The organism is Streptomyces sp. MAR4 CNX-425 (assembly GCF_048656465.1).
Taxonomy (GTDB): domain Bacteria; phylum Actinomycetota; class Actinomycetes; order Streptomycetales; family Streptomycetaceae; genus Streptomyces.
In genome coordinates, this window is sequence record NZ_JBMDLF010000006.1 from 123,186 (window position 1) to 145,389 (window position 22,204).

The window sequence follows — 22,204 nt, forward strand, 5'->3', positions numbered from 1 at the left end:
ACGGTAACGAATGCGAAGGCTGCGGAGGCGCAATGTCTGAGTTCACGTTCGAGCTCAACGAGGACCAGAAGTCCGTCCAGGAGTGGGTGCACGGCTTCGCCGCCGACGTGATCCGCCCCGCCGCCGCCGAGTGGGACGAGCGCGAGGAGACCCCCTGGCCGGTGATCCAGGAGGCGGCCAAGATCGGCCTGTACTCGCTGGACTTCTACGCCCAGCAGTACTTCGACCCCACCGGGCTGAGCATCCCCATGGTCATGGAGGAGCTGTTCTGGGGCGACGCGGGCATCGCCCTGTCGATCGTCGGCACCGGGCTCGCCGCCGTCGGCGTGCTGGCCAACGGCACCGAGGAGCAGATCGGCACCTGGATCCCGCAGATGTACGGGGACGTGGACGACGTGCAGCTCGCCGCCTTCTGCTCCTCCGAGCCGGACGCCGGCTCCGACGTCTCCGCGATGCGCACCCGCGCCGTCTACGACGAGGCGAAGGACGAGTGGGTCCTCAACGGGACCAAGACCTGGGCCACCAACGGCGGCATCGCCGCCGTGCACGTCGTCGTCGCCGTCGTCGACCCCGAGCTGGGCACCAAGGGGCACGCCTCCTTCATCGTCCCGCCGGGCACCCCGGGGCTGTCGCAGGGCCAGAAGTTCAAGAAGCACGGCATCCGTGCCTCGCACACCGCCGAGGTGGTGCTGGAGGACGTCCGCGTGCCCGGCTCCTGCCTGCTCGGCGGCCGGGAGAAGCTCCAGGAGCGGCTGGCCCGCGCCCGCGAGCGGGCGAAGTCGGGCGGCGAGCGGGTCAAGAACGCCGCGATGGCCACCTTCGAGGCGTCCCGCCCGGCGGTGGGCGCGCAGGCGGTGGGCATCGCGCGCGCGGCGTACGAGGCGGCGCTGGAGTACGCCAAGACGCGGGTCCAGTTCGGCCGCCCGATCATCGACAACCAGGGCGTCGCCTTCCAGCTCGCCGACATGCGCACCCAGATCGACGCCGCCCGGCTACTGGTCTGGCGGGCCTCCTGGATGGCCAGCGCCGGCAAGGGGTTCACCTCCGCGGAGGGCTCCATGTCGAAGCTGTACGCGGGCGAGGTGGCCAAGGACGTCACGGCGCGGGCGATGCAGATCCTCGGCGGCAACGGCTTCACCCGCGAGTACCCGGTGGAGCGGATGCACCGCGACGCCGCGATCTACACGATCTTCGAGGGCACCAGCGAGATCCAGCGCTTGGTGATCGCCCGTACCCTGGCCGGGGTCCCCATCCGCTGACGCTGCCGGAACCCTCCCCCCGGCGGGCGCGGCGCGGCTACGCTGCCAGCGCACGACGACCGAGCGGGGGAAGGGGCGGAGCCGCGTTGATCTACCACCTGCTGAAGTACGTGTTCATCGGGCCCGTGCTGCGGCTGCTGTTCCGGCCGCGTATCGAGGGCCTGGAGCACATACCGGAAGAAGGCGCGGCGATCGTCGCGGGCAACCACCTGTCGTTCTCCGACCACTTCCTGATGCCCGTGATGCTGAAGCGGCGCATCACGTTCCTCGCCAAGGCCGAGTACTTCAACGGCCCCGGCCTCAAGGGGCGGCTGACCGCGGGGTTCTTCCACAGCATCGGCCAGATCCCGGTCGACCGCCGGGGCCGCCGGGCCGCGCAGGCCGCCATCGACGAGGGCCTCGGCGTGCTGGCCAAGGGCGAGCTGCTGGGCATCTACCCGGAGGGCACCCGCTCGCACGACGGCCGGCTGTACAAGGGCCGGGTCGGGGTCGCGGCGATGGCGCTGCGGGCGGGGGTGCCGGTCATCCCGTGCGCGATGGTCGGCACCCGCGAGGTCCAGCCGCCCGGGCAGAAGATCCCCAGCCTCGGCCGGGTGACGATCCGCTTCGGCGAGCCGCTGGAGTTCTCGCGGTACGCAGGCATGGAGGACGAGAAGGCCGTGCTGCGGGCCGTCACCGACGAGATCATGTACGAGATCCTCGGCATGTCCGGTCAGGAGTACGTCGACCGGTACGCCCCGGACGTCAAGGCCGAGCAGGAGGCCGCGAAGAAGAACCCGCCGGCCGCGGCCTGAGGCGCGCCGGCGGACGGGCCGGCGGGCACGCCGAAACCCGGTGGCCGCCGCCCGGCCCCGCTGCGTACCGTCCTGCCATGAGCGCGCGGTTGCGCCAGGTGGCGCGGGACAACGAGCGGATCCTCGCCGAAGGCGGATACGAGACACCCGCCGGCCGGTGGGTGGACATCGGCGAGGCCGCGGCGCGGGCGGCGGACGGCACGCGGATGTACGGGCCGGGGCCGGTCCCGGGCGCCGGCGGGGCCGCCGCGGACGGGGCGCGCGCCGAGCCCGCCGAGGTGACCGCCGAGACGTCGCTCGCGGCCGCGCGGCGGCTGGCCGCGGGCGGGGCCCGGCGCGTCGGCGTGCTCAACTTCTCCTCCGCCCGCAACCCCGGCGGCGGCTATGTCAACGGCGCCCGCGCGCAGGAGGAGGAGCTGTGCCGGGCCTCCGCCCTCTACCCGGCGCTGCTCCGCGCCCCGGAGTTCTACGCCGCCCACCGCGCCGACCGCAGCCCCCTGTACACCCACCGCGTCATCCACTCCCCCGCCGTCCCGGTCTTCCGCGACGACGCCGGCGCGCTCCTCGACGAGCCGTACGAGGCCGACTTCCTCACCTCCGCCGCCCCCAACGCGGGCGTCGTCGCCCGGCGCACGCCGGAGCCGGTGGACCGGATCCCCGGGACCCTCGCCGGGCGCGCGGAGCGGGTGCTGGAGGTGGCGGCGCTCGCGGAGGTGACCGCACTGGTGCTCGGCGCGTGGGGCTGCGGGGTGTTCCGCAACGACCCGGCGCAGGTGGCGGCGGCGTTCCGTACGCACCTGGGGCCCGGCGGGCGCTTCGCGGGGCGATTTCCGCGGCTGGTGTTCGCCGTGTGGGACCGGCAGCCGCGGTCGGCGAACCGGGCGGCGTTCGAGGCGGCGTTCGCCCCGGGGGTGTGACTCACGGCGGGCGGTCGCCGCCGCCGTCGTCGGGGGTCGCCCGCACCAGTCCCGTGCGGTACGCGATGACGACGAGCTGCGCCCGGTCGCGGGCCTCCAGCTTGGTCATCGCGCGCTGCACGTGGGCGCGGACGGTGAAGGGGCTGAGGTACATCTGCTCGGCGATCTCCTGGTTGGACAGGCCGGTCGCGACCAGCGCGACCATCTCCCGTTCGCGCGGGGTGAGGACGTCGAGCCGTCCGGGGCGGGCCCGCGGGGCGTCGTCCGGAGTGGCCAGGAAGCGGGCGACGAGGGAGCGGGTCGCGGCGGGCGAGAGCAGGGTGTCGCCGTCGGCGATCGTACGGACCGCGGCCACGAGTTCCTCGGCCCCGATGCCCTTGCCGATGAAGCCGCCGGCCCCGGCCCGCAGCGCCTGGGCGACGTACTCGTCGGTCTCGTAGGTGGTGAGGATCAGGATGCGGCTGCCCCGCAGCTCCGGGTCCGCGGCGATCCGAGCGGTGGCGGTGAGCCCGTCCACCTCGGGCATGCGGATGTCCATGACCACCACGTCCGGGCGCAGTTCGCGGGTGAGGCGGACCGCCTCCCGGCCGTCGGCGGCCTCGCCGACCACGGTGATGTCGTCGGCGGTGTCGAGGAGCATCCGGAAGGCGCTGCGCAGCAGGGCCTGGTCGTCGGCGAGCAGCACCCGCAGCGCCGTCACGGCGCGTCCTCCGGCTGTCCGCCGGCGGCCGCCCGGCCGGCTTCCCCGGCGGCCTCCGGCGGGCCGGTCCCCCGCGCGGTGTCCCTGGCAGGCGGCAGCGGCAGCTGGGTGGAGACGAGGAACCCGCCCCCGGGCCGCCGGCCCGCGGTGAGCTGTCCGCCGACCGCGGTGGCCCGTTCGCGCATCCCGATCAGTCCGTATCCGGGCGCCCGGTCCGACGCGCCGGCCGCGGCCGGCGGCGTAGCGGCGTCGCCGCCGTCGTCGGCGACGGTGAGGGTCACGCGGTCGCGGCGCCAGTCGAGGCGCACCCGGGCGGTGCGGGTGCCGGCGTGCTTGGTCACGTTGGTCAGGGCCTCCTGGACGATGCGGTACGCGGTGAGGTCCACCCCCGGCGGCAGCGGCCTGGCCGGACCCCGTTGTTCGAGGGACACCTGAAGGCCCGCCCGGCCGAAGGACTCCAGCAGGGTGGGGAGCCGGGACAGCCCGGGGGCCGGTTCCGCGGGCTCGGCGGTGTCCTCGGACCGGCGCAGCAGCCCCACCGTGGCCCGCAGGTCGTCGAGCGCGTCGCTCGTCGTCTGGACGAGTTCCGTCAGGCTCGTACGGGTCTGCTCCGGGCGGGTGTCGAAGAGGTGGACGGCGACCGTGGCCTGCGCGTGGGCCAGGGTGATCTGGTGGGCCACCAGGTCGTGCAGCTCCCGGGCGATGCGCAGCCGCTCCTCCTCCACCCGGCGGCGGGCCTCGCTCTCCCGGCTCTTCTCCGCCCGCCGGGCGCGCTCCTCGACGGCCGCCAGATAGGCCCGCCGGTTGTGCGCCGAACGCCCGAGCACCCCCGCCACCATCGGGAACGCGGCCACCGAGCCCATGCGGCTGGCGTCCTGCCAGGACAGGTCCTCGGCCCAGGGGGTAGCGGCGAGCAGCAGCGCCGCGGAGGCGAGCGCCACGGCGCCCGCCGCGCGCCGTTCACCGGGCGCGTGGCGGGCGTAGGCGTACGCGGCGATCACGGCGGGGGCCATGATGGGCGGGCTGAGCAGCAGGCCCAGCGGCGGCACCAGCAGGCCGGCCGCGGTGGTGGCTGCGAGGGCGGCCGACGGCGCCCGGTGCCGTACGGGCAGCACGGCACAGGACGCCACGGCGATGACGTAGGCGGCGGCGGGCGGCGGTGACAGCGTGTCGTCGACCTGCACCACGCCGCCGAGGAGGCAGAGCGCGAACGCGGTCGCCAGCACCGCCGCCTCCCGCCACCGCGCGCGGCGTGGTGGCGCGGAGGCGGCGGCCGGGTCCGTCATGCCCGACTCACTGCCGGCCGGCGGGGAACCGGGGCACCGCCGCGTCCGGGGCGGGCGCGGGGGGCGGGACCCGCCGGCTCAGCGCCTCGCCCTCGATGTCCACGTTCGGTAGCACACGGTTCAGGATACGAGGCAGCCACCAGGCCCGGCGGCCGAGCAGCGCCAGGACCGCTGGCACGATCGCCATCCGGACCACGAAGGCGTCGAAGAGGACCGCGGCGGCCAGGCCGACGCCCATCGTCTGAATGGTGGGGCTGTTCATCCCGACGAATCCGGCGAACACGCTGATCATGATGATCGCCGCCGCGGCCACCACCCGCCCGCTGTGCCGGAACCCCTGGACGACGGCCTCGCCGGGGGGCGCGCCGTGGGCGTACGCCTCCCTCATGCGGGTGAGGAGGAAGACCTCGTAGTCCATGGCGAGGCCGAACACGATGCCGATGATGAGGATCGGCATCAGCGACATGACCGGTCCGGTCTGCTCGATGCCGAGCGGACCGGCCGCCCAGCCCCACTGGAAGACGGCGACGAGCACGCCGAAGGCGGCGCCCACCGACAGCAGGAAGCCGAGCGCGGCCTTGAGCGGTACCAGGACCGAGCGGAACACCACGGTCAGCAGCAGCACCGCCAGGCCGATGACCACGGTCAGATACGGGAGGAGGGCGTCGGACATCGCTTCGGAGATGTCGATGTTCATCGCGGTGGTGCCGGTCACCAGGACGTCGGCGCCGGTGTCGGCCTCGATGCCGTCGCCGGCGTCCCGGATGGCGTTCACCAGGTCCTTGGTGTCGGCGCTGTTCGGCGCGGTCTCCGGGACCGCGGTGAGGACGGCGGTGTCCCCGGCCTCGTCGAACTGCGGATCGCCGACGGAGGCGACCCCGTCCAGCTCCCGTACGGTCGTGACCACCAGGTCCGCCGTGTCCTCGGTGGCACCGGACCCCGCGTTGTCCACGACCACGGTCAGCGGGCCGTTGAAGCCGGGGCCGAAGCCCTCCGACAGCAGGTCGTAGGCGCGGCGCTGGGTGGTCTCGGTCGACTTGGACTCGTCCCCGGGCAGCCCGAGTTCGAGGCTCAGGGCCGGCACGGCGACGGCGCCCAGCCCGAGTCCGGCGGTCAGCAGCACGGCCACCGGCCGGCGCAGGACGAACCGTGCCCAGCGGGCGCCGAGCCCCTGGCGGCCGGCCGCCTCGGGCAGCGCGTGCGGGCGCTCCCCGCCCAACCGGGCGGCCCTGCGGACGCGGCGGGACAGGACCCGCCGGCCGAAGTAGCCGAAGAGCGCGGGGACCAGGGTCAGCGCGACGAGCACGGCGAGGGCCACGGCGCCCGCACCGCCCATGCCCATCTTCGTCAGCTCGGGGATGCCGACGACCCCCAGCCCGACCAGGGCGATGAAGACGGTCGCACCGGCGAAGACGACGGCGGACCCGGCCGTGCCGACCGCCCGGCCGGCGGCGTCCTCCGCGTCGCCGCCGCGGGCGAGTTCGTCGCGGAAGCGGGAGGTGATGAACAGCGCGTAGTCGATGCCGACGGCCAGCCCCAGCATCAGCGCCAGGATGGCGACGGTGGACGTCAGTCCGAGCGGCACGGCCAGCGCGGAGACCAGGCCGAAGGCGACGGCCACCCCGGCGAAGGCGGTCAGCAGGGACAGCCCGGCCGCGACCAGCGAGCCGAGGGCGAGGACCAGCACCACCGCGGCCACCGCCACGCCGACGATCTCCGTGGTGCCGCCCGGCTCCTCCTCGGAGTCCAGCGCGGAGCCGCCGGTCTCCACGGTCAGCCCCGCGTCCCTGGCCTGGCCGGCGGCGTCCTCAAGGGCGCTCTTCGTCTCCCCGGTCAGGTCGACGGCCGAGGCGTCGTACGTGACCGTGGAGTAGGCGATGGTGCCGTCCTCGCTGACGGCGCCGGTCTCGTACGGGTCGGTGGTCGAGTCGACCTGCTCGCCGCCGGCCAGCGAGCCGAGCGCGTCCTCGACGGCCGCCCGGTGCTCCCCGGCCGTCACCCGCTGCCCGTCCGGGGCCTGGAAGACGAGGCGGGCCTCGGCGCCCTGGGAGTTGCCGCCGGGGAAGCGCTCGTCCAGCAGGTCGAACGCCTGCTGCGACTCGGTGCCCGGCATGGAGAGGTCTTCCTCCTCGCCGGCCGGGGCGAGGGCGGCGCCGGCGATCGCCAGCAGCAGCGCGCCCAGCCACAGGCGCACGACGAGCCTGCGCCGCCGGAAGGACCACCGTCCGATCCGGTAGAGCAATGTGGCCACTTCGAGATCACTCCAGACACCGCTAGGAGGGGAGGGCGCGCGGAGTTCCGCGCGCTCTCCACACTCCCGCCCGGTGCCTCGCCGGACATCGTCTGCCGTGGCCGTCTTCGCCTGGTGCGCCCGGACCAGGCGCCGGCGGGTTCTGGTGCGTACGCACCACACCGCCGGCGCGGACCGGGGGCCGGGCTACTCCTCGAAGTCCTCGACGAAGAAGCTGTCGTGCCGGATGCGGAACCGCTTCAGCTCCTCGCCGCCGCGCTGCGCCATCTCCGCGACCCGCTCGAAGTACTCCTCGCGCGGCGCGCCCGGGGAGAAGAGCATGAGCATGCGGACCGGCTCGTCGGTGGCGTTCCGGAAGGCGTGCAGCCCGCCGGGGGGCACGTACAGGAAGTCCCCGGTCCGGCCGCTCACCCAGTAGTCGCCGTCGTACAGCTCCAGCTCGCCGGAGAGCACGTAGAAGGACTCCGACATGGCCTTGTGGAAGTGGGTCTTCGCCCCGGGCGAGCGCGGGCCGAGCTGCACGTCGTACAGCCCGAACTCGCCGCCGGTGGACTCGCCGGTGGCGAGGTAGCGGGTGAAGCCGCCGGGCGAGGTGACGTCCGGCGGGGCGCCGGCCGGCCGGAACACCGCGTTCACCTCGCCCCGGTCGCCGTGGTAGCGGGGCTCGGGGTAGGCGAGGTCCTCGGGGTACGACATGGGTGCGCTCCTTCCGCCGGGTCTGCCTGCATCGTGTCCCGGGCCCGGCGCGGGCGGCATCCGGCGACCGGCTGATCTTCGTCGGCCCCGGTCCCGGGCCCGTGGACCTAGGGCGGGGGCGGAGGCGGCCGCGCCGGCGGGACTAGGCGGGGCCCTCGCCGTGGGCGCGGGTGTCGGGGGCGCGGTGTTCGGCCGCGATGCCGAAGCGGCGTTCGCCCGTGGCAGATCCGGCGGGGTGCGCCGGGTGTACGCCGGAGACCGTGGTGATCACCTGCTCCTCGGCCGGGGGGTTCTCCAGCTCGTCGAGTTTCTCCAGGTCGGCGGCGGAGACGAGGGCCACGAGCGGGCGGCCGTGGCGGGTGACCACGACCCGCTCGCCGCCGTAGACCACGCGGTTGATCAGGTCGGCCAGCTCTGCGCGGGCTTGCGTCACCGGAATTTCGTACGCCATGCTCCCAGCATAACCGGATGTACGTCCTGTACATTTTGTACTGGTGGTGGTGACCCGGAGCGGGACCGCCGAGAGAGGGAGAGGTGCGAAGGCCATGGACAGCCCCACGGCGCGCTACGTACTGCCGGAGTTCACCGAGCGGACGAGCAGCGGGACACGGACCCAGGATCCGTACTCGAAGCTGCTGGAGGAGCGGATCGTCTTCCTCGGCACCCAGATCGACGACACCTCGGCGAACGACGTGATGGCCCAGCTCATGCACCTGGAGCACGCCGCGCCGGACCAGGACATCTCGCTGTACATCAACTCGCCCGGCGGTTCCTTCACGGCGATGACCGCGATCTACGACACGATGCAGTTCGTGACCAGCGACATCGAGACCGTCTGCCTCGGCCAGGCGGCGTCCGCCGCGGCCGTGCTGCTGGCCGCGGGCACCCCCGGCAAGCGGTACGTGCTGCCCGGGGCCCGGGTGCTCATCCACCAGCCGTCGTTCGCCGAGCCGGTGCGCGGGCAGGCCACCGACCTGGAGATCCACGCGCGGGAGCTGCTCCGCCACCGCGCGCTGCTGGAGGAGCTGCTCGCCCGGCACTCCGGCACCCCGGTCGAGCAGGTGCGCGCGGACATCGAGCGCGACAAGATCCTCGACGCCGAGGCGGCCGTCGCCTACGGGCTGGCCGACCGGCTGACCGAGAGCCGCAAGGGCACGGGCACGCCGCGCTACGGGAGGTGACCTGCCATGCTGCCGCCCGAGCTGCCGCCGCTGCCCGCGCTCACCCGCGCGGAGGCGGAGCTGATCGACCGCTATCTGGACGCGGTCGACCAGCTGGGCCGGATCAACCCGGCGCGCGCCACGGACACGTACGCCGGGTTGCGCGCTGCGCAGGCGCTCGTACGGACGGCCGCCGGGCTGCGGGACGCGCTGGCGCTGATGCACGAGCGGCGCGAGACCCGGATCCACGCGGCCACGATGGCCCGGGCCCTGCGGGTGCTCGACGGGGAGCGGCGCAGCGGGCTGGTGGCGGTGCCGCCGGGGCCGCGGGAGCCCGACGGGTCGCCGTGAGGACGCGGCGGGCGTCCAGGGGTTCCCGGCGGCCGGGCTCCGGCCGGTGGGCGCGTCGGCGCTGCCGGTGGTAGACGAGGAGTAGGACGGGGCTGTCGGGTAACCGGGAAGTGCATGGAGAGGGACCGGAACGAGGACGGGCACGGCACGGCGGCGCCGGGCGCGCGGGCCCAGGAGCCGGCGGCGCCCGAGGAGCACGTGCGCCGGGAGACCGCCCTGGAGCGCGCCGACCGCAACTTCCTGGAGCTGCTCCAGGAGCTGCGGGTGACGCAGACGGGCGTACAGATCCTCTTCGCCTTCCTGCTGACCCTCGCGTTCACCCAGCGCTTCACCGAGCTGGACTCGCTCCAGCGCGGGACGTACGTGGCGACGCTGCTGCTGTCCGTGGCCGCCGCGGTGCTGCTCACCGCGCCCGCGGCGGTGCACCGCGGGCTGTTCCGGCGCCGGGCGAAGCGCCGCATCGTCGACGTCTCCTCCCGGCTGGCCGCGGCGGGGCTGGGGGTGCTGGCGTTCGCGCTGTCCGGGGCCGTGATGCTCGTGGTGGACGTCGTCCTGGGGCGGGCGCCCGGGGTGGCGGCGGGCGCGTCGGTGCTGGTGTTCATCACCGGGCTGTGGGCGGTGCTGCCGTGGCGCCTGAGCCGGAGCCTCGCCGCGTCGCGCACGCCGCCGCGGCGCGACGGGCGGGGCTGAGCTCCGGCGTCAGAGCGTGCCCGGGTCGGTGTTCGCGCCGCAGAGCACGACCGCCACCCGCTCCCCCGCGCGCGGCTTGTACGCGCCCGAGGTCAGCGCCGCGAGGGCGGTGCCCGCGGCGTGCTCGACGACCATCCGGTGCCGGTCCCAGAGCCGCCGCCGGGCCGCCGTGATGTCGGCGTCCGCGACCAGCACGGAGGTGGTGCCCGGTCGCCCGGCCCAGGCCAGCGCGTCGCGCGAGGTACGGGACGCGCCCAGCGAGTCCGCCGCGACCGAGTCGACCGGCACGTCGACCACCTCTCCGGCGGCCAGCGCGGCGTTCAGCGCCCGGCAGTTCTCCGGCTCGACGGCGACCACGCCGATCCCCTGCCGCGCGGCGGCGGCCGCCACGCCCGCGTACAGCCCGCCGCCGCCGACCGCGACGACGACGGTGTCGACGCCGCCGGGGACCGCGGCCGCGATCTCCGGCAGCAGCGTGCCGGCGCCGGCGGCGATCAGCGGGTGGTCGTACGCGTGCGAGACCAGCGCGCCGGTCTCCGCGGCCATCGCGCGCGACGCGGCCAGCGCCTCCCCGTACGTCCGGCCCGTGAGCCGCACGTCGGCGCCGAGGCCACGCAGCCGCTCGACCTTGAACTCCGGCGCGGTGGCGGGCAGGAACACGTGCGCGGGCACGCCGTGCCGGGCGGCGGCCCAGGCGCAGGCGAGCCCGGCGTTGCCGCCGGAGGCGATGAGCACGCCGGCGTCCGGCACGGCGCCGGCGGCGGCGTGGGCGGCGGTGAAGTTCAGGGCGCCGCGCGCCTTGAAGGATCCGGTGTGCTGGAGGAATTCGAGCGCGAACCACACGTCGGCGTCCGGAACCACCTCGCCGCCCGCGGGGGCGACGGCGACGGGGCGGACCTGTCCCGTGACGCGCCGCGCGGCGGCGTGGACGTCCTCGTGGCTGAGGGGCTGGTCGGTCATGACTCCAGGGTGGACCAGCCGGCCCCGCGGCCGGTGCCGCGGGGTCGCACCGGGCGCCCTCAGGCGGCCGGCGCCGCCCGCCAGGGCAGCGCGATCCAGACGGTCTTGCCGCCGTCCTCGGTGGGCGTGACGGTCAGCCGTCCGCCCGACTCCGCGACGAGCCACCGGATGATGACCATGCCCCGCCCGTTGTCCTGCTGGACGGCGGCCGGGAGCCGGCGCGGGCGGCGCGGGTGGCTGTCGGTGACGCCGACGCGCAGCTGTTCCTCCCGGACGAGCAGCAGGCGCACGGTGAACGTCGGCGACTGGCCGCGGGTGTGCTGAACGGCGTTCGTGGCCAGCTCGGAGACGACGAGGCGGACGGTGTCCGCGGCGTCCGCGCCTTCCGGCAGACCCCATTTCCCGAGAATGTCAGTGACATATTTCCGTGCGTGCGTGACCGAAGCAGCCTCACTCGGCAGTGTGACGGATGCTTCGTGGTGGTCTGCCATTGCGACGACGTCCCTTTCGCACGTGAGTGCCGGACCACCGATCGTGCCCGGCGCGCGAGCCTGCCACCCGGTTATGCATATATCTGTCGCTCGATGCGGTGAACTCTGCCGCGAGAGACCGTATTCGGTTGCAGACTGGCGGTTGTTACGCGTTCGGCGGAGCGGCCGGGAGGGCGTCATGCGCAATGGGCCGGCGGTACGCCGCGCCAAGCTGGGCGCGGAGCTGCGCAGGCTGCGCGGCGTAGCCGGACTGACCAGCGGGAAGGCGGCGGAGCGGGTCGGCTGGCACCAGTCGAAGATCAGCCGTATCGAGACCGGCACGTCCGCCGCCAAGGCCGCGGACGTGGCCCGCCTGCTGGACGCGTACGGGGTCACCGATCCCGAGCTGCGCGCGCTGCTGGAGTCGCTGGCCACGGCGCCGCGCGACGGGGACGGGGACCGCTGGTGGAGCGCGTACCGGGAGCTGCTGCCGCCCGCGTACCGGGACTTCATCAGCCTGGAGGCGGAGGCGTCCGCGGTGCGCACGCTGGAGACGTCGGTGGTCCCCGGGCTGTTGCAGACCCGGCGGTACGCGCTGGCGGTGACCCGGGCGGCGCTGGCGGGGGCGGCGCGGCACGAGGTGGAGGCGCTGGCGGAGGTGCGGATCGCGCGGCAGTCCGTGCTGCGCGCGGCGCGTCCGCTGCGGCTGCACGCGGTGCTCGACGAGGCGGTGCTGCGGCGGCACGTGGGGGGTCCGGGCGTGATGGCGGAGCAACTGCGGCATCTGCGGCGGATGGGCGCGCTTCCGCACGTACGCGTCCAGATCCTGCCCTTTTCCGCCGGTGAGCACGTCGGCCTCACCGGCCCTTTCGTTATCTTCTCCTATTCGCGCAGTTCCGATCTCGACGTGGTCGTTGTCGACCACTTGATGAGTAGTCTCCACCTGGAAAGGAAAGAAGACTTACGGGCGTATGTGCACGCCTTTGCTTCGCTGCAGGCGAGCGCCCTTTCGCACGAGGAGTCCATGTCGTTCATAGCCGCGCTCGGCGCGGGCGCAAAGGGGGCACCATGACCGCAATGCTTCGGTACGTCTCCGCCAGTACGGCACTCGACGGCATCCGGTGGCGGCGCAGTTCGTACAGCACGGGGGCGAACAACTGCGTGGAGGCCGCCTATCCCGTGGGGCCGGAACCCGGCGGGCTGCTCGCGGTGCGGGACTCCACCCGGGTCGAGGGGCCCGCGCTGCTGTTCCGGGCCGAGGCGTGGCGGGCGTTCGTCGCGGCGGTCAAGGACGGCGAGTTCGCGGCCGGCGCGGTGCCCGCGACCGTCCCGACCGCCCTGCCCACCTGCTGACCGGTCAGGTCCGCGCGGGCGGTCAGCCGCAGCCGCGAGACGCCGTCGGGGACCGACGGCGGGCGGAAGCAGCCGACCGCCACGCCCGCCTCGCGGCACGCCGCCGCCCACGCCACGGCCGCCTCCGGCGCGGGGGCCTGTACCGACACCACCGCCGCGTCGGGGCGTACGGCGGTCAGCCCGGCGGCCGTCAGCCCGTCGTGCAGCCGCGCCGCCACCCCGCGGGCCGCCGCGGCCCGTTGCGGCTCGCGGCGCAGCAGGCGCAGCGCGGCGAGCGCGGCGCCGGCGGCGGCGGGGGCGAGGCCGGTGTCGAAGATGAACGTACGGGCGGTGTTGACCAGGTGCTCGATCACCCGGGCCGGCCCCAGCACCGCGCCGCCCTGGCTGCCCAGCGCCTTCGACAGCGTCACGGTGGCGACGACGTCGCCGGCGCCCGCGAGGCCCGCCGCGTGCAGCGAGCCGCGTCCGCCGGCCCCGAGCACGCCGAACCCGTGGGCGTCGTCCACCAGCAGCCCGGCCCCGTACGCGCGGCAGACGGCCGCCAGCGCGGACAGGTCGGCGGCGTCGCCGTCGACGGAGAACACCCCGTCGGAGACCGCCAGCGCGCGCCCCCCGAAGCCGTCGAGCGCCTTGGCCGCCGCGTCGGGGTCGGCGTGCGGCACGACGGCGACGTCGGCCCGGGAGAGCCGGCAGCCGTCGATGAGGGAGGCGTGGTTGCCCGCGTCGGAGACGACGAGCGTGCCGCGGTCGCTCAGAGCGGTGACGGCGGCGAGGTTTGCGCCGTAGCCCGACGAGAAGACGAGCGCGGCCTCGAAGCCGCAGAAGGCGGCGAGTTCGGCCTCCAGCTCGGCGTGCAGCGCGGTGCTGCCGCTGACGAGCCGCGAGCCGGTCGCCCCCGCGCCCCAGCGGCGCGCCGCGGCGGCCGCGGCGGCGGTGACCTCGGGGTGCCGGGCGAGGCCGAGGTAGTCGTTGCCGCACAGGTCGAGCAGCGCGGCGTCGTGCGCGCGGGGGCGCAGGGTGCGTACCAGGCCGGCGCGCCGCCGCTCCTCGGCCTGCGCGTCGATCCAGTCGAAGGCGTGACGGGGCATGCGGTTCCTCGGCTCGGCGGGCTGTGTCTGCACCGTAGTGCGCGCGCGGGCGCGTGCAGGTGTGGCGATGAGCACAGAAGACCGCCGCGGCCGTTGTGCGATACCCCATTGGCCCGGGCGGGTCCGGTGGGCGAGGATCGGCGCCATGGACCTGCTTTCGACGCTGGTGGACAAGGGGCTGCGGCGCGAGGCGCCCACCCGTGCCGAGGCCCTGGCCGTGCTGCGCACCCCCGACGAGGACGTGCTCGACGTCGTCGCCGCGGCGGGGAAGGTGCGCCGGGCGTTCTTCGGCCGCCGGGTGAAGCTCAACTACCTGGTCAACCTCAAGTCGGGGCTGTGCCCCGAGGACTGTTCGTACTGCTCGCAGCGGCTGGGCTCCGAGGCGGGGATCCTCAAGTACACGTGGCTGAAGGCCGGCGAGGCGGCCGAGGCCGCGGCGGCCGGGGTGGCGGGCGGCGCCAAGCGGGTCTGCCTGGTCGCCAGCGGCCGCGGGCCCACGGACCGGGACGTCGACCGGGTCTCGGAGACGATCGCCGCCATCAAGGACAAGCACGGGGACGTGGAGGTGTGCGCCTGCCTCGGGCTGCTTTCCGACGGCCAGGCGGAGCGGCTGCGGTCGGCGGGCGCGGACGCGTACAACCACAACCTCAACACCTCCGAGGCGACGTACGCCGACATCTGCTCCACCCACGGCTACGAGGACCGGGTGGACACCGTGCGGCAGGCGCAGGCGGCCGGCATGTCGGCCTGCTCCGGGCTCATCGCGGGCATGGGCGAGAGCGACGAGGACCTGGTGGACGTGGTCTTCGCGCTGCGCGCGCTGGACCCGGACTCGGTGCCGGTGAACTTCCTGATCCCGTTCGAGGGCACGCCGCTGGCCGGCGAGTGGGACCTCACGCCGCGGCGCTGCCTGAAGATCCTGGCGATGGTGCGGTTCGTCTGCCCGGACGTGGAGGTGCGGCTGGCCGCCGGGCGGGAGATCCACCTGCGGACACTGCAGCCGCTGGCGCTGCACCTGGCCAACTCGGTGTTCCTCGGCGACTACCTGACCAGCGAGGGCCAGGCGGGCAAGGCGGACCTGGAGATGATCGCGGACGCCGGGTTCGAGGTGGAGGAGGCCGGGACGACGACGCTGCCGCCGCACCGCGCTGAGGGCCGGCCGGCCCCGGACGACCCGCCCGCGGCGGAGCCGGCGGGGGCGGCGCGTACGGACCTGGTCGCCGTGCGGCGCCGCGGGGCGGGAACGGAACTGCCGCCCAATGCCTGAGCCGTCGCCGCCCCGGCCGCTGCCGCCCCGCCGGCTGCTCGACCTGGACCGCGAGCACGTCTGGCACCCGTACGGGCCCATGCCGGGCCGGCAGGAGCCGCTGGTCGTCGACTCCGCCGCGGGGGTGCGGCTGCGGCTGGCCGAGCCCGCGTGGGGGGTGGACGAGCTGGTCGACGGGATGTCGTCCTGGTGGTCGGCGATCCACGGCTACCGGCACCCGGCGCTCGACGCCGCCGCCCGCGGGCAGTTGGAGCGGATGAGCCACGTGATGTTCGGCGGGCTCACCCACGAGCCGGCGGTGCGGCTGGCGGCGCGGCTGGTGGAGGTCGCGCCGGAGCCGCTGCGGCACGTCTTCCTCAGCGACTCGGGTTCGGTGTCGGTCGAGGTCGCGGTCAAGATGTGCCTGCAGTACTGGCGCTCGCGCGGCCGGCCGGGCAAGCACCGGCTGCTGACCTGGCGCGGCGGCTACCACGGCGACACCTGGCAGCCCATGTCGGTCTGCGACCCGGACGGCGGCATGCACGAGCTGTGGTCCGGGGTGCTGCCGCGGCAGCTGTTCGCCGGGGTGCCCCCGGCGGGCTTCGACGCGCCGGTGGACGGGACGTACGAGCGCGAGCTGCGCGACCTCGTGGCACGGCACGCGGACGAGCTGGCGGCGGTCGTCGTGGAGCCCGTCGTGCAGGGCGCGGGCGGCATGCGCTTCACCTCGCCGGGCTATCTGCGGGTGCTGCGCGAGGCGTGCGACGAGCACGGGGTGCTGCTGGTGTTCGACGAGATCGCCACCGGCTTCGGCCGTACCGGCGCGTTCTTCGCCGCGGACCACGCGGGCGTCACGCCGGATGTGATGTGCGTGGGCAAGGCGCTGACCGGCGGCTATCTGTCGATGGCCGCGACGCTGTGCACCCCCCGGGTCGCGGCGGGCATCTCGGCCGGCGAGGTTCCGGTGCTCGCCCACGGCCCGACGTTCATGGGCAACCCGCTGGCCTCGGCCGTCGCGCTGGCCTCGCTCGACCTGCTGGCCGACGGCGGCTGGCGGCAGGACGTCAAGCGCATCGAGAGCGGGCTGCGCGACGGCCTGGCCGAGGCGGCGGAGCTGCCGGGGGTGACCGACGTACGGGTGCTGGGCGCCATCGGCGTCGTCCAGCTCGATCACCCCGTGGACATGGCCGCCGCCACCCGGGCCGCGGTCGGCGAAGGGGTCTGGCTGCGCCCGTTCCGCGACCTGATCTACACCATGCCGCCGTACGTGACCGGGGACGCCGACCTCGCGCGCGTGTGCGCCGCCGTGCGCGCCGCGGCGGCGGCCGGCTGACGGGCGGGGGCGAGGCGATGGGCAGCGTGCTCGTGGTCACCGGCACCTCGACCGGCGTGGGCAAGACCGTCGTCACCGCCGCCGTGGCCGCCGCCGCGCTGGCGCGGGGCCGCTCGGTGGCCGTGCTGAAGCCGGCGCAGACCGGCGTGGCGCCCGGCGAGCCCGGGGACGCCGACGAGGCGGCGCGCCTCGCCCCGGGGGTACGGGCCGTGGAGCTGGCCCGCTTCCCCGAGCCGCTGGCCCCGGCGACGGCCGCCCGCCGCGCGGGGCTGGCGCCGCTCACGGCGGCGGACGCGGCGGGGGCCGTGGAGAAGCTGGGGCACGAGTACGACCTGGTGCTGGTGGAGGGCGCGGGCGGGCTGCTGGTGCGGCTGGACGACGCGGGCGGCACGCTGGCGCAGGTGGCGCGGCTGCTGGCGGCGCCGGTGCTGGTGGTGGCCGCCGCGGGGCTGGGCACGCTGAACGCCACCGAGCTGACCGCGGAGGCGCTCCGCCGGCGCGGCCTCGCCTGTCCGGGCGTGGTGGTGGGCAGCTGGCCGGCGGCACCGGACCTCGCGGCCCGGTGCAACCTGGCGGACCTGCCGGCCACGGCGGGGGTGCCGCTGCTCGGCGCCGTGCCGGAGGGCGCCGGCGGGTACGGGCCCGAGGGGTTCGGCGCGGCGGCGCCCGGGTGGCTGGCGCCGGCGCTCGGCGGGCACTGGGACGCCGGCGACTTCCGCGCCCGGCACGCGCCGGACGGCCCCGCGGGGGGACAATCGTGGTGACCCCGCTCGCCACGAGGCTCGCCAGGAGGCCGGTATGCCGTCACCGCCGCGCGCCGCGAACGACGCCGTCCACCACCCGTACTTCGCCCGCTTCTACGCCCGCCTCAGCGTCGCCGCCGAGGAGCGCGGCGGGGTGGGGGCGCTGCGCACCGAGCTCCTGGCCGGGCTCTCCGGCCGGGTCATCGAGATCGGCGCGGGCAACGGGCTGAACTTCGCGCACTACCCGGCCGCCGTCTCCGAGGTGGTCGCGATCGAGCCGGAGCGCCACCTGCGGCAGCTCGGCGCGGCGGCGGCGCTGCGCGCGGACGTGCCGGTCGACGTGGTGCCGGGCACGGCGGAGGCGCTGCCGGTCAAGAGCGAGTCGTTCGACGCCGCCGTCGCCTCGCTGGTGCTGTGCTCGGTGGCGGACGCCCGGCAGGCCCTCGACGAGCTGCGCCGGGTGCTGCGGCCCGGCGGGGAGCTGCGGTTCCTCGAACACGGGCGGGCCGAGAGCCGGCTGATGCGGGCGTTGCAGCGGGGGGCGGACCGTACGGTGTGGCCGATGCTGTTCGGCGGCTGCCACTCCGGCCGCGACGTGCTCGGCGAGCTGGCCGCCGCGGGCTTCACCCTCGGTGAACACCGGCGGCTGCGGGTGCCGGAGAAGGGGCCGCCGACGCCGACCTCGTACCACGTCCTGGGCACCGCGCTGCGCGGCTGACCCCGGCTGCGCCGCGCTCAGGAGGAGCCGGTCCTCCCGCGGGAGTAGCGGGTTGTCCACAGGTGCCACCGGGGAGGGATGCGCGCGGTCCGGCGGCGGCCTAGTCTCGCTGGCAGGCGGCGTACCACCGACCGATCGCGCCCGCCCGGCAGCACGAGCCCGCGGGCGCCCACGGCGTCCGGCGGGCGGGCCGGACCACAGCACTCGGCGCCCGACTCACGCTCCATGGGGGAACGGAATTGTCCACACCGGCGGCACTCGACAGACGCGACGCGGGACCTCCGGCCGGGATCGCGGCCCGGGCCGGGGGGCTGACGAAGACCTACGGCAGCGGCGAGACGGCGGTCGTCGCGCTGGACGCGGTGGACGTGGAGATCCACCGCGCCCGTTTCACGGCGGTCATGGGCCCGTCCGGGTCCGGCAAGTCGACGCTGATGCACTGCCTCGCCGGGCTCGACACCGTGACCTCCGGGCAGGTCTGGCTGGGCGACACGGAGATCACCGGCCTCGGCGAGCGGGAGCTGACACGGCTGCGCCGCGACCGGATCGGCTTCATGTTCCAGTCGTTCAACCTGCTGCCCACCCTGAACGCCCTGGAGAACATCACCCTGCCGATGGACATCGCCGGCCGCAGGCCCGACCCCGACTGGCTGGACCGGGTGGTCGACACCCTCGGCCTGCGCGACCGCCTCGGCCACCGGCCCGCGCAGCTCTCCGGCGGCCAGCAGCAGCGCGTGGCGTGCGCGCGGGCGCTGGCCTCCCGGCCCGAGCTGATCTTCACCGACGAGCCGACGGGCAATCTCGACTCCCGCTCGGGGCTGGAGGTGCTGGGCTTCCTCCGGGAGGCGGTGGACCGGCTGGAGCAGACGGTGGTGATGGTCACCCACGACCCGGGCGCCGCCGCCCACTCCGATCTCGTGCTCTTCCTGGCCGACGGCCGGATCGTGGACGAGATGCCGCGGCCCACCGCCGAGGCGGTGCTGGAGCGCATGAAGCGCTTCGACGGCTTCGGGAAGAGCTGAGGCGGCGTGCTCAAGGCGACTCTGCGCAGCTTCTTCGCGCACAAGGGACGGATGCTGCTGTCGGCGCTGGCCGTCGTCCTGTCGGTGGCGTTCGTCTCCGGCAGCCTCATCTTCTCGGACACCGTCAGCCGCACCTTCGACAAGCTCTTCGCCTCCACGGCCGCCGACGTCGCGGTCTCGCCGAAGGAGGCGTTCGAGCAGAACCGCGGGTTCGGCACCGGGCTGGTGCCGACGCTGCCCGCCTCGGTCGGCGAGGACGTGGCGAAGGTCCCCGGGGTGCAGGACGTCCACCTCGACGTCGAGGTGGAGAACCTCACCGTCACCGACGCGGAGAACGAGCCGATCGGCCGCACCACCGGCCCCCCGACGATCGCCGCCAACTGGTACGTCAGCGACCGCAGCCCGGTGGAGCTGTCTGACGGCCGGGAGCCGGCCGGCGCCGGCGAGGCCCTGCTCGACAAGGACAGCGCCGACCGCAAGGGCATCGAGATCGGGGACACCCTCCACGTCCTCGCCCAGCCCGGCACGTTCGACGTCGAGGTCGTCGGCATCGCGGAGTTCACGACCACCAACCCGGGCGCGACGGTGGTCTATCTGGAGACGGCGGCGGCGCAGCGCCAGCTGCTGGCGAATCCCGAGCGGGAGACGGCGGAGCGGGAGACGGCGGAGCAGGAGAACGGGACGCGGGAGCGCGGGGAGCCCGCGGACCCGGAGCTGGTCACGTCGCTCTCCGTGGACGCCGCGCCCGGCGTGCCGGACGCCGAGCTCAAGAAGCGCGTCAAGGCGGCGCTCGACGGGAAGTACACCGTGGAGACGGCCGACGAGCAGGCGAAGTCGGCGGCCGAGGAGCTGGGCACGTTCCTCGACATCATCAAGTACGTGATGCTCGGCTTCGCCGGGATCGCCGTGCTGGTCGGCATCTTCCTGATCGTCAACACGTTCTCGATGCTCATCGCCCAGCGCACCCGCGAGCTGGGGCTGATGCGCGCGCTGGGCGCGGACCGGCGGCAGGTCCGCCGCTCGGTGCTGACCGAGGCGCTGCTGCTGGGCCTGGCCGGCTCCACGCTCGGGCTGCTCAGCGGCATCGGTCTGGCCGTCGGGCTCATCGCGGCGCTGAGCCTGCTGGGGATGAACCTGGACGCGGCCGAGATGGTGGTCAGCTGGGTCACCCCGGTCGTCGCGTACACGGTCGGCGTGGGCGTGACGTTCGTCGCGGCGTATCTGCCGGCCCGGCGGGCGGCGCGGGTCTCCCCCATGGCGGCGCTCGCCGACCTGGAGATCGCGGAGGTCGGCCGGCCGATGCGGGTGCGGGCGGTGCTCGGCTCCGTCCTCGGGGCCGTGGGGACGGTGTCGTTCGTCCTCTGCGCCACGGCGGAGCGGACCCGGGACTCCGCGGTGTACCTGGTGGGCGGCGTGGTGCTGACGATGCTCGCCGTGGTGGCGGCCGGCCCGCTGCTGGTCCGGCCGGTGATCCGGGTGCTCGGCGGCTGGTTCCCGCGGATCTTCGGCTCCGTCGGCGCCCTCAGCCAGCGCAACGCGCTGCGCAACCCGCGGCGCACCGGCGCGACGGCAGTGGCGCTGATGGTGGGCCTGGCCCTGGTCGGCGGGATGTCGGTGGCCGCCGCGTCGATGACGAAGTCCTTCGACGAGGAGATCGACCGGACGCTGGGCGCCGACTTCATCGTGCAGAGCGACAACTTCGGCCCGTTCCCCCGCCAGGTCACCGAGCAGGTGAAGGACGCGGACGGCGTGGGCCTGGTCGTCCGCCAGCGGTTCGCGCCGCTGCGGGTGACGCTGCCCGACGGCGAGAAGACCAGCACCAGCGCCGGTGCCTTCGACGAGGGACTGGACCAGGTCAGCCGACTGGAGTACGCGGCCGGGGACACCGCCGGCGCGCTCGCGCCCGGGCACGTGGGCCTCCAGCGCCAGTACGCCCGCGACCACGGCATTCGCATGGGCGACACGCTTCCCGTGCTGTTCCCCAACGGCGAGCGGACGGAGCTGACCGTCGGGGCGCTCACCAAGCAGGAGACCAGCGGCGGCTTCGGCGCGGCGGGCGGCTTCTTCCTGGGCCTGGCCACCCTGGAGGAACACCTCCCCGGCGGCCAGGAGACGGCGTTGTTCGTCAACGCCGCGGGCGGCACCGACCCCGACACGCTGCGCGCGTCGCTGGAGGGCGGGCTCGCGGAGTACCCGCAGGTGAAGGTGCGCGACCAGGCCGACTTCAAGGAGCTGATCCGGGAGCAGATCGTCGTCCTGCTGTACCTGGTCTTCGCGCTGCTGGGGCTGGCGATCATCATCGCGGTGCTGGGCGTGGTGAACACGCTGGCGCTCTCGGTGGTGGAGCGGACCCGGGAGATAGGCATGCTGCGGGCCATCGGGCTGTCCAGACGCCAGACCCGGCGGATGATCCGGCTGGAGTCGGTGGTGATCGCCGTGTTCGGCGCTCTCCTCGGGCTGGTGCTGGGCCTGGCGTGGGGCGCGGGGGTGCACGAGGTGCTGGCGCTGGAGGGCATGCGCGCCTTCGCGATCGACTGGACGGTGCAGCTCGCCGTGGTGATCGGGTCCGTGCTGGTGGGGCTGCTGGCGGCGCTGCTCCCGGCGCTGCGGGCGTCCCGTCTCAACGTGCTGGCGGCCATCGCGCACGAGTGACCGCGGCGCGGGGGTCACCGCGGCGGCGGCTCAATCGGGTCGACGCGGACGCCGGGCCGGTGATGGGATGCCGGACATGGACGATCTCCTCATCCGGGCCGCCGAGCCCGGGGACGTGTCCGCGGTGCTGGCGTTCTGGAAAGAGGCGGCGGAGGGCACCTCCGTCAGCGACGACCCGGCCGGTGTGACCGGGCTGCTGACGCGTGACCCGGGCGCGCTGCTGCTGGCCGAGCGCGGCGGGGAGCTGGCGGGCACCGTCATCGCCGGGTTCGACGGGTGGCGCTGCCACCTGTACCGGCTGGCCGTGCACCCCGGCCACCGGCGCCGCGGCGTCGGCACGGCGCTGCTGGCCGCGGCCGAGCGGCGGTTCGCCGCCTTCGGCGGCCGGCGGGCGGACGCGATGGTGCTGGACCGCAACGAGTTGGCGCGGCACGCCTGGGAGGCGGGCGGGTACGTGCGCCAGGAGCAGTGGAGCCGCTGGGTCAAGCCGCTTGCCGCCGGCTGACGGCGGTCGC

Annotated in this window: 22 protein-coding genes and 1 pseudogene; 15 read left to right on the top strand and 8 right to left on the bottom strand. The window is 74.9% G+C overall.

The window, feature by feature from the left end:
- Positions 1-32: 32 nt before the first annotated feature.
- The 3 genes from ACHZ99_RS18510 (at position 33) to ACHZ99_RS18520 (ending at position 2,970) form a co-directional block, all read left to right on the top strand.
- Complete coding sequence (locus ACHZ99_RS18510; RefSeq protein WP_420305737.1) at positions 33-1,259, top strand: acyl-CoA dehydrogenase family protein; 1,227 nt, start codon at positions 33-35, stop codon at positions 1,257-1,259.
- A gap of 86 nt (positions 1,260-1,345) precedes the next feature.
- Positions 1,346-2,053, top strand: coding sequence for a lysophospholipid acyltransferase family protein (locus ACHZ99_RS18515; protein ID WP_420305738.1), 708 nt, complete (start codon positions 1,346-1,348; stop codon positions 2,051-2,053).
- Between the two features lie 77 nt (positions 2,054-2,130).
- Positions 2,131-2,970 carry a TIGR02452 family protein gene (locus tag ACHZ99_RS18520; RefSeq protein ID WP_420305739.1) on the top strand — a complete coding sequence of 280 codons (840 nt, stop codon included), beginning with the start codon at positions 2,131-2,133 and terminating at the stop codon, positions 2,968-2,970.
- 1 nt (position 2,971) lies between these two features.
- Here ACHZ99_RS18520 and ACHZ99_RS18525 read toward each other — a convergent pair whose 3' ends face one another.
- The 5 genes from ACHZ99_RS18525 to ACHZ99_RS18545 form a co-directional block, all read right to left on the bottom strand.
- Positions 2,972-3,670: a response regulator gene (locus ACHZ99_RS18525; RefSeq protein ID WP_420305740.1), complete on the bottom strand. Its 699-nt coding sequence runs from the start codon at positions 3,668-3,670 to the stop codon at positions 2,972-2,974.
- On the bottom strand, positions 3,667-4,956 hold the full coding sequence (locus tag ACHZ99_RS18530) for a sensor histidine kinase (RefSeq protein WP_420305741.1): 1,290 nt from the start codon (positions 4,954-4,956) through the stop codon (positions 3,667-3,669). The genes ACHZ99_RS18525 and ACHZ99_RS18530 overlap by 4 nt, the downstream gene beginning before the upstream one ends.
- A 7-nt stretch (positions 4,957-4,963) precedes the next feature.
- Positions 4,964-7,207: an MMPL family transporter gene (locus tag ACHZ99_RS18535; RefSeq protein WP_420305742.1), complete on the bottom strand. Its 2,244-nt coding sequence runs from the start codon at positions 7,205-7,207 to the stop codon at positions 4,964-4,966.
- 186 nt (positions 7,208-7,393) lie between these two features.
- Entirely contained in the window at positions 7,394-7,903 is a 510-nt protein-coding gene (locus tag ACHZ99_RS18540) for a cupin domain-containing protein (protein ID WP_420305743.1), read from the bottom strand.
- A gap of 142 nt (positions 7,904-8,045) precedes the next feature.
- Complete coding sequence (locus ACHZ99_RS18545; RefSeq protein ID WP_420305744.1) at positions 8,046-8,354, bottom strand: type II toxin-antitoxin system Phd/YefM family antitoxin; 309 nt, start codon at positions 8,352-8,354, stop codon at positions 8,046-8,048.
- Between the two features lie 94 nt (positions 8,355-8,448).
- Between ACHZ99_RS18545 and ACHZ99_RS18550 the strand changes: the two genes are divergently transcribed.
- The 3 genes from ACHZ99_RS18550 to ACHZ99_RS18560 all read left to right on the top strand — a co-directional run bounded on the left by ACHZ99_RS18550 (position 8,449) and on the right by ACHZ99_RS18560 (position 10,104).
- A complete protein-coding gene (locus ACHZ99_RS18550) occupies positions 8,449-9,084 on the top strand; it encodes an ATP-dependent Clp protease proteolytic subunit (RefSeq protein ID WP_420305745.1) in 636 nt (211 codons plus the stop codon).
- A gap of 6 nt (positions 9,085-9,090) precedes the next feature.
- Positions 9,091-9,414, top strand: a complete 324-nt coding sequence (locus tag ACHZ99_RS18555; protein ID WP_420305746.1) for a hypothetical protein — start codon at positions 9,091-9,093, stop codon at positions 9,412-9,414.
- 114 nt (positions 9,415-9,528) lie between these two features.
- On the top strand, positions 9,529-10,104 hold the full coding sequence (locus ACHZ99_RS18560; RefSeq protein WP_420305747.1) for a DUF6328 family protein: 576 nt from the start codon (positions 9,529-9,531) through the stop codon (positions 10,102-10,104).
- A 9-nt stretch (positions 10,105-10,113) separates the two neighbouring features.
- On the opposite strand, the gene ACHZ99_RS18565 is transcribed toward ACHZ99_RS18560, so the two are convergent.
- Positions 10,114-11,064, bottom strand: coding sequence for a serine/threonine dehydratase (locus ACHZ99_RS18565; protein WP_420305748.1), 951 nt, complete (start codon positions 11,062-11,064; stop codon positions 10,114-10,116).
- Positions 11,065-11,123: 59 nt separating this feature from the next.
- Positions 11,124-11,555, bottom strand: a complete 432-nt coding sequence (locus tag ACHZ99_RS18570) for an ATP-binding protein (RefSeq protein WP_420305749.1) — start codon at positions 11,553-11,555, stop codon at positions 11,124-11,126.
- A gap of 178 nt (positions 11,556-11,733) precedes the next feature.
- On the opposite strand from ACHZ99_RS18570, the gene ACHZ99_RS18575 reads away from it, so the two are divergent.
- Complete coding sequence (locus tag ACHZ99_RS18575) at positions 11,734-12,606, top strand: helix-turn-helix domain-containing protein (RefSeq protein ID WP_420305750.1); 873 nt, start codon at positions 11,734-11,736, stop codon at positions 12,604-12,606.
- A gap of 5 nt (positions 12,607-12,611) precedes the next feature.
- Positions 12,612-12,764 (top strand): annotated as a pseudogene (locus ACHZ99_RS18580) (DUF397 domain-containing protein); the annotation flags it as partial.
- Here the strand turns inward: ACHZ99_RS18580 and ACHZ99_RS18585 are convergent.
- On the bottom strand, positions 12,707-13,975 hold the full coding sequence (locus ACHZ99_RS18585; RefSeq protein WP_420305751.1) for an 8-amino-7-oxononanoate synthase: 1,269 nt from the start codon (positions 13,973-13,975) through the stop codon (positions 12,707-12,709). The pseudogene ACHZ99_RS18580 and the gene ACHZ99_RS18585 overlap by 58 nt on opposite strands.
- A gap of 145 nt (positions 13,976-14,120) precedes the next feature.
- Here ACHZ99_RS18585 and bioB point away from each other — a divergent pair, with 145 nt between their 5' ends.
- The 7 genes from bioB to ACHZ99_RS18620 all read left to right on the top strand — a co-directional run bounded on the left by bioB (position 14,121) and on the right by ACHZ99_RS18620 (position 22,194).
- Entirely contained in the window at positions 14,121-15,242 is a 1,122-nt protein-coding gene (gene bioB / locus ACHZ99_RS18590) for a biotin synthase BioB (protein ID WP_420305752.1), read from the top strand.
- A complete protein-coding gene (locus tag ACHZ99_RS18595) occupies positions 15,235-16,554 on the top strand; it encodes an adenosylmethionine--8-amino-7-oxononanoate transaminase (protein WP_420305753.1) in 1,320 nt (439 codons plus the stop codon). Before bioB ends, ACHZ99_RS18595 begins: the two co-directional genes overlap by 8 nt.
- Positions 16,555-16,571: 17 nt before the next feature.
- The gene (bioD, locus tag ACHZ99_RS18600) at positions 16,572-17,318 is read left to right on the top strand and encodes a dethiobiotin synthase (protein ID WP_420305754.1); all 747 of its coding nucleotides are present in this window, start codon (positions 16,572-16,574) and stop codon (positions 17,316-17,318) included.
- 34 nt (positions 17,319-17,352) lie between these two features.
- The gene (locus ACHZ99_RS18605; RefSeq protein ID WP_420305755.1) at positions 17,353-18,015 is read left to right on the top strand and encodes a class I SAM-dependent methyltransferase; all 663 of its coding nucleotides are present in this window, start codon (positions 17,353-17,355) and stop codon (positions 18,013-18,015) included.
- A gap of 239 nt (positions 18,016-18,254) precedes the next feature.
- Positions 18,255-19,037 carry an ABC transporter ATP-binding protein gene (locus ACHZ99_RS18610; protein WP_420305756.1) on the top strand — a complete coding sequence of 261 codons (783 nt, stop codon included), beginning with the start codon at positions 18,255-18,257 and terminating at the stop codon, positions 19,035-19,037.
- A 6-nt stretch (positions 19,038-19,043) separates the two neighbouring features.
- Positions 19,044-21,689, top strand: a complete 2,646-nt coding sequence (locus ACHZ99_RS18615) for an ABC transporter permease (RefSeq protein ID WP_420305757.1) — start codon at positions 19,044-19,046, stop codon at positions 21,687-21,689.
- Positions 21,690-21,765: 76 nt separating this feature from the next.
- Positions 21,766-22,194: a GNAT family N-acetyltransferase gene (locus tag ACHZ99_RS18620; protein ID WP_420305758.1), complete on the top strand. Its 429-nt coding sequence runs from the start codon at positions 21,766-21,768 to the stop codon at positions 22,192-22,194.
- Positions 22,195-22,204: the final 10 nt, after the last annotated feature.